This window comes from Kineococcus sp. AC630 (assembly GCF_979255925.1).
This window is the reverse complement of the sequence record NZ_CEEDMJ010000034.1, coordinates 34620-44994: the sequence shown is the minus strand read 5'-3', so window position 1 is coordinate 44994 and position 10375 is coordinate 34620. Positions and strand designations below refer to the sequence as shown.

At 75.3% G+C, this 10375-nt stretch carries 11 protein-coding genes; 10 read left to right on the top strand and 1 reads right to left on the bottom strand.

Going from position 1 to position 10375, the window contains the following annotated elements:
• From ssd to AC0I8G_RS23900, 7 genes are all read left to right on the top strand, one after another.
• Positions 1-1092 (top strand): septum site-determining protein Ssd (gene ssd, locus AC0I8G_RS23930; RefSeq protein WP_471732181.1); only part of this gene is annotated, 1092 nt, incomplete at its 5' end.
• Positions 1089-2255 carry a TadA family conjugal transfer-associated ATPase gene (locus AC0I8G_RS23925; protein WP_471732180.1) on the top strand — a complete coding sequence of 389 codons (1167 nt, stop codon included), beginning with the start codon at positions 1089-1091 and terminating at the stop codon, positions 2253-2255. The genes ssd and AC0I8G_RS23925, both read left to right, overlap by 4 nt.
• Positions 2252-2833, top strand: a complete 582-nt coding sequence (locus AC0I8G_RS23920; protein ID WP_471732179.1) for a hypothetical protein — start codon at positions 2252-2254, stop codon at positions 2831-2833. The genes AC0I8G_RS23925 and AC0I8G_RS23920 overlap by 4 nt, the downstream gene beginning before the upstream one ends.
• The gene (locus AC0I8G_RS23915; protein ID WP_471732178.1) at positions 2830-3435 is read left to right on the top strand and encodes a type II secretion system F family protein; all 606 of its coding nucleotides are present in this window, start codon (positions 2830-2832) and stop codon (positions 3433-3435) included. The genes AC0I8G_RS23920 and AC0I8G_RS23915 overlap by 4 nt, the downstream gene beginning before the upstream one ends.
• A 133-nt stretch (positions 3436-3568) precedes the next feature.
• Entirely contained in the window at positions 3569-3763 is a 195-nt protein-coding gene (locus AC0I8G_RS23910) for a DUF4244 domain-containing protein (protein ID WP_471732177.1), read from the top strand.
• Complete coding sequence (locus tag AC0I8G_RS23905) at positions 3760-4107, top strand: TadE family type IV pilus minor pilin (protein WP_328294441.1); 348 nt, start codon at positions 3760-3762, stop codon at positions 4105-4107. Before AC0I8G_RS23910 ends, AC0I8G_RS23905 begins: the two co-directional genes overlap by 4 nt.
• Positions 4104-4490, top strand: coding sequence for an Rv3654c family TadE-like protein (locus AC0I8G_RS23900; RefSeq protein WP_471732176.1), 387 nt, complete (start codon positions 4104-4106; stop codon positions 4488-4490). The genes AC0I8G_RS23905 and AC0I8G_RS23900 overlap by 4 nt, the downstream gene beginning before the upstream one ends.
• Here AC0I8G_RS23900 and AC0I8G_RS23895 read toward each other — a convergent pair.
• The gene (locus AC0I8G_RS23895) at positions 4442-6808 is read right to left on the bottom strand and encodes a DEAD/DEAH box helicase (RefSeq protein WP_471732175.1); all 2367 of its coding nucleotides are present in this window, start codon (positions 6806-6808) and stop codon (positions 4442-4444) included. The genes AC0I8G_RS23900 and AC0I8G_RS23895 overlap by 49 nt on opposite strands.
• Positions 6809-7013: 205 nt before the next feature.
• On the opposite strand from AC0I8G_RS23895, the gene AC0I8G_RS23890 reads away from it, so the two are divergent.
• The 3 genes from AC0I8G_RS23890 to AC0I8G_RS23880 all read left to right on the top strand — a co-directional run bounded on the left by AC0I8G_RS23890 (position 7014) and on the right by AC0I8G_RS23880 (position 10366).
• On the top strand, positions 7014-7382 hold the full coding sequence (locus tag AC0I8G_RS23890) for an STAS domain-containing protein (protein ID WP_328294444.1): 369 nt from the start codon (positions 7014-7016) through the stop codon (positions 7380-7382).
• Positions 7383-7428: 46 nt separating this feature from the next.
• Positions 7429-7854 carry an ATP-binding protein gene (locus AC0I8G_RS23885; RefSeq protein WP_471732174.1) on the top strand — a complete coding sequence of 142 codons (426 nt, stop codon included), beginning with the start codon at positions 7429-7431 and terminating at the stop codon, positions 7852-7854.
• A gap of 163 nt (positions 7855-8017) precedes the next feature.
• Positions 8018-10366, top strand: a complete 2349-nt coding sequence (locus tag AC0I8G_RS23880; RefSeq protein WP_471732173.1) for a sodium-translocating pyrophosphatase — start codon at positions 8018-8020, stop codon at positions 10364-10366.
• The last annotated feature ends 9 nt before the right edge of the window (positions 10367-10375 follow it).

Here is a 10375-nt window from a genome sequence, read left to right as displayed (position 1 = left end):
GGCCCCCGCAGCCGTCCCCGAACCCCGGGACCCGTCCCGCGACCGACCGCCTCCCGAACCGGTCCCGTCCTGCTCCTCACCGACGACGACGAGCTCGCCGCCGCCGTCGTCAGGTTGGCGGCCGCGGCTGGGTGCGTCCTCCGGCGCACCTGTGCACCGTCGGAGGAACCGGCCCTCGTGCTCGCCGACGCGGGCACCGACCCCGCGGAACTCGACGCGTTGCGACGGCCCGGCCTCGCCGTGGTCGTCGTGGGCAGCGCCCCCGTCGGGCCCGCCTGGTGGCAAAGCGCGGCGGGGGTGGACGCCGACCACGCCGTCCTGCTCCCCGAAGCCGAGGACTGGCTGCTAGAACTCCTCACCGACGCGGCCACCGGACCCGGCGGGTCCGGCACCCTGCTCGCGGTCGTCGGCGGCGCCGGCGGTGCGGGGGCCAGCGTCCTCGCCGCCGGACTGGCCCGGGCGCTCGCGGACACCCTGGGTGGTTGCCTCCTCGTCGACGCCGACCCGCGCTCCGGCGGCCTGGACCTGCTGCTCGGTGCGGACGCGCTGCCCGGGCTGCGCTGGGGCGACCTGGCCGGCGTCGACGGGCGCATCAGCCCCGACGTGCTGCGCGCCAGCGTCCGCCTCGGGGCCGGGCTGCAGGTCCTGGCGACCGACCGCCGCGGAGGCCGGGGACCCGCTCCGGACCAGCTGTGGGCCGTCGTCGAGGCCTCCCGCCGGGCGTTCGCGGCGACCGTCCTCGACCTGCCCCGAGCGGGGTTGGACGGGCTGGGACCGGTGCTGGGGGCGTGCGCGGAAGTGCTCGTCGTCGTCCCGGGGACGACCCGGGCCGCGGCGGCGGCCTGCGTCGTCGTCGACGAGTTGCGGGCCGCGACGACCGCCCCGGTGCGGTTGGTGGTGCGCGACGTCGGGACGGGGACGGACGCCGAGGACGTGGCCGACGCCGCCGGGGCACCGCTGGCCGGGGTGGTCCGCCCCGACCGCGACCTCGACGTCGGCATGGAGCGGGGGGAGGGCGTCCCCGGCGGCCGCCGCAGTGGGCTGCGCAGCTTCGCCCTGGCCTGCGCCCGCGACTGGGTCCAGACCTCGTGAGACTGCCCGAGGAGGAGTTCTTCCACCTCGTCCAACGGGTCCGGGACCGTCTGGCGCGCAACGGGTCGACCCCCGATCCGCCGACGGTCGCCGCTGCCGCGCGGGCCGAGGGGGTCGTGCTCGCGGCGCCCGACCTGTTGCGGTTGCTGGACGGGGTCGGGGCCGCGGTGCGCGGCGCCGGGCGGTTGCAGCCGCTGCTGGAACTCGACGGGGTCACCGACGTGCTGGTCAACGGCGGGGGAGCGGCCTGGATCGACGACGGGGACGGTCTGCGTCGCGCCGACGTCACCCTGGACGGTGAGGCGGAGGTCCGGACCCTGGCCGTCCGGCTCGCCGCCGGCGCCGGACGACGCCTCGACGAGGCGAGCCCGTTCGTCGACGCCCGGTTGCCCGACGGGACCCGGCTGCACGCGGTGCTGCCCCCGCTCTCCCCCGACGGGACGCACCTCAGCCTGCGGGTACCGGCCGTGCGACGTTTCGGCCTCCCCGAACTCCTCGCCCGCGCAGCGGTCCCGGCCGGGTGGGAACCGGTCCTGCGCGCTGTCGTCGCGCGCCGGACGTCGTTCCTCGTGAGCGGCGGGACGGGCAGCGGCAAGACGACGCTGCTGCAGGCCCTGCTGGGTCTCGTCGGTAGCGGCGAACGGATCGTGCTCGTCGAGGACTCCGGCGAACTGCGCCCCGACCACCCCCACGTCGTCCGCCTCGAGGCCCGGCACGGCAACGTGGAGGGTCGTGGTGCCGTCGGCCTCGACGTCCTCGTGCGGCAGGCCCTGCGGATGCGCCCGGACCGCCTGGTGGTGGGGGAGTGCCGCGGCGCGGAGGTCCGCGACCTGCTCGCCGCCCTGAACACCGGGCACGCCGGAGGGGCCGGGACCGTGCACGCCAACACCGCCGCCGACGTCCCGGCGCGCCTGCACGCGCTGGCCTCGACGGCCGGGCTGACCCCCGGGGCGGTCGACGCCCAGGTGCTGGCGGGGATCGACGTCGTGCTGCACGTGGCCCGCCGAGCGGGGGCCCGCGGGCTCGTGGAGGTCGGCGTGGTCGCCGCCGAGGGCGGACGGGCGGTCGTGGTCCCGGCGCTGGTGGCCGGGCGGGAGGAGCCGGGCCCGGGCTGGCAGCGCCTCGCCGGGCTGCTCGACCTCCCCGGTGAGGTGCGGGGGTGAGCGGGCTCCTCGTCGGCGGGCTGCTCGGGGCCGCGGTCCTGGTGGCACCCGGACGGCGGGCTCCGCGCGCCCCCGACGTCCGCAGCCCGCGACCACGGCGGGCGAACCGGCCGAGGGCGGGTGACGAGGCCCTCCTCGGAGCCCGCCAGGCCGAGCGGGCCGCCGCCCTGCTGCGGGCCGGGATCGCCCCCGCCCTGGTCTGGGAGCACGCGGGGGGAGGTGTCGAGGGGCCGGCGGAGGCCTCCCCGGTCGCGGTGCGCGCCGTCTGGCGACTCGTCACGGCGACCGGTGCCCCGGCCGCCGACGCGCTCGAGGCCGCCGCCGAGGGGTTGCGGGCCGACGCTGGCGCCCGGGCCGCGGTCCGCACGGCGCTGGCGGGGGCCCGGGTGAGTGCACGGACGGTCTCGGCCCTGCCCCTGCTCGGCCTCGCGCTCGGTGCCGCCCTCGGCGCACCCCCGTGGGAGGCCCTCGGCTCCGGACCGGGGCGGCTGGCCGGCGCCGTCGGCGGGGTCCTGCTCGTGCTCGGCTGGTCCTGGAGCGCCCGGCTGGTTGCGTCCGCCGAACGAGCGGCCCGGTGAGCGGTCTGCTGGTGGCGCTCGTCCTCGGGGCCGCGGTCCTGGTCGCCACGGGCGGGGGCCCCTCCCGGCCCCGGCTGCCCCGGGGCCGGCTGCGGGCCCTCCGTGGCCGCCTGGCCCGGGCGCCCGGGGTGCGTCGGGGGAGCGTCGAACCGGCCGACGTCCCGCTCGTCCTCGACCTCGTCGCCGCGGCCGTGCGGGCCGGCCTGCCCCCGGGGCGGGCGCTGGAGGCGACGCTCGACGCGCTCTCGGCCGCCGGGGTGCCCGAGGACCCGCCCCTGCGCCGGGTCGCGGTGCAGTTGTCCTGGGGTTCCGCGCCCGAGGAGGCCTGGAACTCACTGACCGCGCAGACCGCCCGGTGGGACGAACTGGCCGAGGCGTTGCTGCTCTCCACCCGCACGGGTGCGCCCGCGGCCTCGCTGCTCGCCTCGGCGGCGTCCTCGGCCCGGGCCACCCGCCGGTGGAACGCCGAGGCCGCCGCGGCCAGGTTGTCCGCGTTCCTCGTGCTGCCGCTGGGGTTGTGCACCCTGCCGGCGTTCCTCCTCCTCGGGGTGGTCCCCGTCGTGCTGACGCTCGCCGGGGAGGTCCTCGGGACGGGTTCGTGACGCCGCGGTCTCCACAGGGCCGGACGGCGGCGGCTCCGTCCACAGGTGCCGGAAGCACACCGGAAACCCCCGTCCTCCGGGTCGAGAGTGGTTGCGGGCCGGAGGATCCGGCGCCGAACCAGAGGAGGTCGAGTTGAACCAGGACGTCGAGGAACCGGTGGAGGAGATTCCACGCGATGCAGGCGATGCGGGCATGGCGACGGCGGAGTACGCGATGGCGACGCTGGCGGCGTGTGGTTTCGCCGCGCTGCTCATCGCGATCCTGCGCAGCGACGAGGTGCGCGGGATGTTGCTGGGCATCGTCCGGCAGGGTTTGAGCCTGGGATGAGGGGAGCAGGACGGGACACCGGTTCGGTCACCTCCGAGTTCGCGCTGGCGCTGCCGGCGGTGCTCGTCCTGCTGGCCCTGGCCCTCGGTGCGGTCCGTGTCGTGCTCACCCAGGTGCAGTGCGTCGACGCGGCCCGCGCCGGGGCCCGGGTGGCCGCCCGCGGGGAGGACCCGGACGTCGTCCGCGCCGCCGCCGCGGCCCTCGCCCCGGACGGCGCCGGCGTCTCGGTCACCCGTTCCCCCGGTCACGTCGTCGTCGAGGTGAGCTCCGCCGCGCGACTGGTCGGGCCGCTCGGCGGTTCGGTGCCGGCCCGGGCGAGCGCGACCGCGGCGGTGGAGGGGTGAGACGCGACGAGGGGAGCGGGAGCGTCCTCGTGCTGGGGATCTGCTCGGCGCTGATCTCGCTGCTCCTGCTGGTGCTCGCGCTCTGTGGCGCGGTGCTGGCCCGGCACCGGGCCGAGGCCGCGGCCGACCTCGCGGCGCTCGCGGGCGCCGACGTGGTCGTGGGTCGGGCCGCGGGTGACCCGTGCGCCCGGGCCCGGCAGGTGCTGCTCGCGCAGGGCGCGGCCCCGGCGGGGTGCGTCGTGGCGGGCGACGGTTCGGTGCTCGTGGGTGCGAGCGTCCGGCCGTCGGGTCTCGCCGGGGTCCTCGGTCCGGCCCGGGCCCAGGCCCGCGCGGGTCAGGCGACCGAGACCGCCCCGGGGACGGACCCGAGGGCGTCGTGGTGAGCCACGAGCGCGGCGACGAGCACGTCGAGCACGGCGACGGCGCCCGCCTTGTCGAGGGGTTCGTTGCCGTTGCCGCACTTGGGCGACTGCACGCAGCCGGGGCACCCCTGCGCGCAGCGGCAGGAGGCCACGGCGTCGCGGGTGGCGGTCAGCCACTCCTCGACGCGGGCGTGGCCGCGGTCGGCGAAACCCGCTCCGCCGGGAACCGCGTCGTGCACGAAGACGGTGGGCAGACCGGTGTCGGCGTGCAGCGCGGTGGAGAGACCGCCGAGGTCCCAGCGGTCGCAGGTCGCCAGCAGCGGCAGCATCCCGATCGAGGCGTGCTCGGCGGCGTGCAGCGCACCGGGCAGGCGCAGGACGTCTCCGAGGACCCCCTCGGCGACGTCCTCGTCGAGGGTCCACCAGACGGCCCGGGTCCGCAGCCGGCGTTCCGGGAGGTCCAGCGGACGTTCGCCGATGACGGTCCCGGAGCCGACGAGCCGGCGCAGGAAACCCGTGACCTGGCTGGACACCTCGACCACCCCGGAGGAGATCGTGACCGGCCCGGCGCGGTGGGTCCCGTCGACGGCGAGGACCCGGACGTCGGAACTCGACCGGGCGTGGGTGGTGTAACCGGGTTCGGGTTCCGGGTGCACGGTCGCGAGGCCGTCCTCGAGGTCGAGGTGGTCCACGACGTAGGTCCGTCCCTGGTGCACGTGGACGGCCCCGTCGTGGACCTGGGAATCGGCCGAACTCGCCTCGATCGTCCCGAGGACCCGGCCGGTGCGTTCCTCGACGATCCGTACGCTGCCACCCGCGCCGCGCAGGTCGGTGAGGTCGCAGGCACGGTCGCGTCGGGTCCAGTACCAGCCGTTCACCCTGCGCCGCAACAGACCTCGTCGCACCAGGAGGTCGACGACGTCGCGGGCGACGGGGGAGAAGAGTTCCAGGTCGGCTTCGGTCAACGGCAGTTCCTGCGCCGCCGCGGCCAGGTGGGGGGCCAGGACGTAGGCGTTGTCGGGGTCGAGCACCGTCGCCTCCACGCCGACGCCGAACAACGACTCCGGGTGGTGCGCGAGGTAGGTGTCCAGGGGGTCGTCCCGGCAGACGAGGACCCCGAGCGCGGGGTTCCCCCGACGCCCCGCACGACCGACCTGCTGCCAGAACGAGGCTCGCGTGCCCGGCCACCCGGCGACGAGGACGGCGTCGAGGCCGGCGACGTCGACGCCGAGTTCGAGGGCGTTGGTGGTCGCCATGCCGACGACCCGTCCGGAACGCAGACCCTCCTCCAGCACCCGGCGGTCCTCGGGGAGGTACCCGCCGCGGTAGGCGAGCACCCGCTCGCCCAGCGACGGGTCGACCTCGGCGAGGCGACGCCGGGCCCCGGCCGCGACGGACTCCGCCCCGGCCCGGCTGCGGACGAAGGCCAGCGTCCGGACCCCGTCGGCGACGAGGTCGCCCAGCAGGTCGGAGGTCTCGGCCGTCGCGGTCCGGCGCGACGGCTCGGCGGGCTTCGACCCGTCGGGGCCCGCCGGCGCGGCGCGCAGCGGCGGTTCCCACAGCGCGACCGAGACCGGCGGCCGGGCGGAGGTGTCCTCGGCCACGACGTGGACGTCGACCCCGGTGAGCCGGCGGGCCGTCGTGGCCGGTTCGGAGACCGTGGCCGAGGCCAGCACGAAGACCGGTTCACTGCCGTAGCGCGCCGCGATCCGACGCAGCCGTCGCAGCACCGCGGCCGCGTGCCCGCCGAAGACCCCGCGGTAGGTGTGCAGCTCGTCGACGACCACGAAGCGCAACCTCCGCAGGAAGCTCGCCCAGTGCTCGTGCCCGGGCAGCACCGAACGGTGCAGCATGTCGACGTTGGTCAGGACCACGCCCGCGTGCTCGCGGATCCAGCGGCGCACCTCCGGCGGGGTGTCGCCGTCGTAGGTGCTGGTGATCGGCGCGTCCAGGCCCAGGGCGCGCAACCTCGCGTCCTGGTCGGCGGCCAGCGCCTTGGTGGGCGAGAGGTAGAGCGCGGTGGCGCCCTTGCCGTTGGGGGCGGCGGCCGCGGTGGCGCGCAGCGAGGTCAGCACCGGCAGCTGGAAGGCGAGCGACTTCCCCGACGCCGTCCCCGCCGAGATCACGGTCGAGCGCCCGGCCCAGACGGCGTCGGCCGCCTCGACCTGGTGGCGCCAGGGCAGCCCACCGGTTCCGCGTTCGAGGGCCGCCACGACCTCCGGGTCGGCCCACCCGGGCCACGGCAGCCGCTCACCGGTGCGCCCGGGGAGGTTCTCGACGTGGCGGACGCGGTCGCTGCGGACACCGGCGTCGAGCAGGTGCTGCCAGCGGGATTCCACGCCGCCAGTGTCCCCCCGATCGGCCCGGTCCCTGGGCGAGGCACTCCCCGGGGGGACGACGTGGCCGAAGTTGGACAAGCTGCTCACGGAGCGCGATGGTTGAATGCACGGGAGGGCAGCGCACGACGGCCCTCGCAAGGCAGCCCAGAGCACGCACGTCTGCTCCGCGACCAGCGAGCATCAACCAGCAGCGAGGAGGGTCCCAGTGGACCTGTCGGTGACCAGCCGCGAGGAGAGCGGCCGGACTGTCGTCGAGGTGTCCGGCGAGATCGACGTGTACACGGCACCGACCCTGCGCGAGCGGTTGAACGAACTCGTCGGGGCCGGCCACCACCACCTGGTGGTGGACATGGAGGGTGTCGAGTTCCTCGACTCCACCGGGCTCGGTGTCCTCGTCGGAGGCCTCAAGCGGGTCCGTTCGCACGACGGCTCGCTGCACCTCGTGTGCCAGCGCGAGAAGATCCTCAAGGTGTTCCGGATCACGGGCCTGACCAAGGTCTTCCCGATCCACGACACCGTGGCCGACGCGATCGCCGCCTCGTCGGCGACGGACGAGGCCAACGCCTCGTCCTGACCGAGCAAGCCCCGGATCCCCTCGAGCAACAGGAATCGTCGAACCCGTGCCCACCGTCACCCTGCGGTTCTCGCCGCTCGCCGAGCACGTACGCACCGCTCGGCTCGTGGCGGTCTCCGTGGCCCGGCGGGCCGGGTTCGGCGAGAACCAGCTCGACGAGATCCGGATCGCCATCGGCGAGGCGTGTGCGCGCGCCGTCGCCGGTGGCACCCGGACCTCCGCCCCGCCCGTCGGTCTCGTCGACATGCGGTTGTGCGACGACCAGGACCGCCTCGACGTGACGGTCGTGCAGTGCGACGCGCACGGTGAGCCCCTGCCCGACACGGGGTCCGACCTCTCCGAGACGGACTCCCTCTCGTTGGCGCTGATGGCCGGCATGGCCGACACCAGCGAGCAGACGGCGTCCGCGGACGGTGTCGCCCTCAGCTGGACCCGTCAGGCCGTCGAAGGCCCCGGGCACTACGCGCACTGACGCGCGTCGTCCCTTCCGCCGTGCCCTCGTGCGCGCGGTGACCTCACGCCCGAACCGCACGCCTCTCGCCGACGCCGTGATCATCGGCGATCGCAGGGTGTAGCACTCTCGGCGGTGCGGCCCTACGCTGCGTGTCAAGGTCATCACACGTCGAGGAGGACGGATGCCCCCCACCGTGCCCGTGAACCTGTCGAGTTCCGCGCAGAGCATCGCGATCGCTGTCGCGGTCGTCGCTGTCCTGTCGCTGGTCGCCGCCTGGGTCTTCCGACGACAGGTGCTGGAGGCCGGCGAGGGCACCGAACGCATGCAGGAGATCGCTGGTGCCGTGCAGAACGGCGCCGCGGCCTACCTGCGGCGGCAGTTCCGCACGCTGGTCTGGTTCGCCGTGGCCGTGCTGCTCCTGCTGCTGGCCCTGCCCGCCGACGGCTGGGACCTGCGCATCGCCCGCAGTGGCGCCTTCGTGCTGGGTGCGGTGTTCTCGGCGGCCATCGGCTACCTCGGGATGTCGCTCGCGGTGCGCGCCAACGTGCGCGTCGCGGCCGCGGCCCGCCAGGGCGTCGGGGGCCGGGAGACCGGCATGCGGATCGCGTTCCGCACCGGCGGTGTCGTCGGGATGACGACGGTCGGGCTGGGCCTGCTGGGCGCGTCGATCGCCGTCCTCGCCTTCGGCCCCGACGCCCCCACCGTCCTGGAGGGCTTCGGCTTCGGCGCCGCGCTGCTGGCGATGTTCATGCGCGTCGGCGGCGGCATCTTCACCAAGGCCGCCGACGTCGGTGCCGACCTCGTCGGGAAGATCGAGAAGGGCATCCCCGAGGACGACCCGCGCAACCCGGCCACCATCGCCGACAACGTGGGCGACAACGTGGGCGACTGCGCCGGCATGGCGGCCGATCTCTTCGAGTCCTACGCCGTCACGATCGTCGCCGCGGTCATCCTCGGCAGCACCGCCGTCGGGGAGGACGGACTCGTCCTGCCGCTGCTCATCCCGGCCATCGGGGCCATCACGGCGGCGCTGGGGGTCGTCCTGGTCCGGGCCCGGCCCGGGGTCAGCGGGCTCACCTCCATCCAGAACGGCTTCTACCTCTCCGCGGGCATCGCCCTGCTCGGTTCCGCGGTCGCGTGCTACGCCTACCTCCCCTCCCGCTTCTCCGGGTTCGCCGGCGCCGACGCCAGCGTCGCGGGCCTCAACGGCGATCCCCGGCTCATCGCCTCCGCGGCGGTGCTGCTGGGGATCCTGCTCGCGGTCCTCATCCTCTTCCTCACCGGTCACTACACCGGCACCGAGTCGAAGCCCACGCGCGACGTCGCGAACGCGTCGACGACGGGTGCGGCGACCGTCCTGCTCTCCGGGATCGGTCTCGGACTGGAGTCCGCCGTCTACACGACCCTCGTCATCGCCGGAGCCGTGTTCTTCGCCTTCGTCCTCGCCGGCGGGGTCCTCGCGCTGGCGATGTTCCTGGTGGCGCTGGCCGGGTGCGGGTTGCTGACCACCGTGGGGGTCATCGTCGCGATGGACACCTTCGGGCCGGTCAGCGACAACGCCCAGGGCATCGCCGAGATGAGCGGAGACGTCGACGAGGAGGGGGCCGCGGTCCTCACCGAGCTCGACGCCGTCGGCAACACCACCAAGGCGGTCACCAAGGGGATCGCCATCGCGACCGCGGTGCTCGCCGCGACGGCGCTGTTCGGCTCCTACCAGGACGCCGTCCTCACCCGGATCAACGAGGTCGCGGTCGCGATCGAGACCCCGTCGCAGTACCTGCAGCGCACCATCGGCGACTTCAGCGTCTCGACGCCGACGACGCTGGTCGGGGTCCTGCTCGGCGCGGCCGTCGTGTTCCTCTTCGCGGGTCTGGCCATCAACGCCGTCGGCCGCTCCGCCGGGGCGGTCGTCCTCGAGGTCCGGCGGCAGTTCGCCGAGCACCCCGGGATCATGGACGGGACGGAGAAGCCCGACCACGGCCGGGTCGTGGACCTCTGCACCCGTGACGCCCTGCGTGAGCTCGCGACGCCGGGCCTGCTCGCCGCCTTCGCCCCGATCGCCGTCGGCTTCGGACTCGGGGTCGCCCCGCTGGCCGGTTTCCTCGGCGGCGCGATCGGGGCGGGGGTGCTGATGGCGGTCTTCCTCGCGAACTCCGGTGGGGCCTGGGACAACGCCAAGAAGCTCGTCGAGGACGGGTTGCACGGCGGGAAGGGGTCCGCGGCGCACGAGGCGACCGTCATCGGCGACACCGTCGGCGACCCGTTCAAGGACACCGCCGGGCCCTCGATCAACCCGCTCATCAAGGTGATGAACCTCGTCGCCCTGCTCATCGCCCCGGCCGTCGTGACGTTGTCCATCGGGGCCGACGCGAACGCCTGGCTGCGCTACGGGATCGCGGTCGTGGCGACGGTGATCATCGTGGCCGCGGTCGCCGTCAGCAAGCTCCGGCAGGTCGACATGGCCGCTCCCACGGGCTCCGCAGCGGACCTGGACCTGCGCACCCAGGAGAACGTCGAACGCCTGCCTTGAGGCGGGTGC

Excerpts from the sequence above, each read along its gene's own strand:
- AC0I8G_RS23880 (WP_471732173.1), top strand. The coding sequence starts at position 8,018 with ATGCCCCCCACCGTGCCCGTGAACCTGTCGAGTTCCGCGCAGAGCATC.
- AC0I8G_RS23905 (WP_328294441.1), top strand. The coding sequence starts at position 3,760 with ATGAGGGGAGCAGGACGGGACACCGGTTCGGTCACCTCCGAGTTCGCG.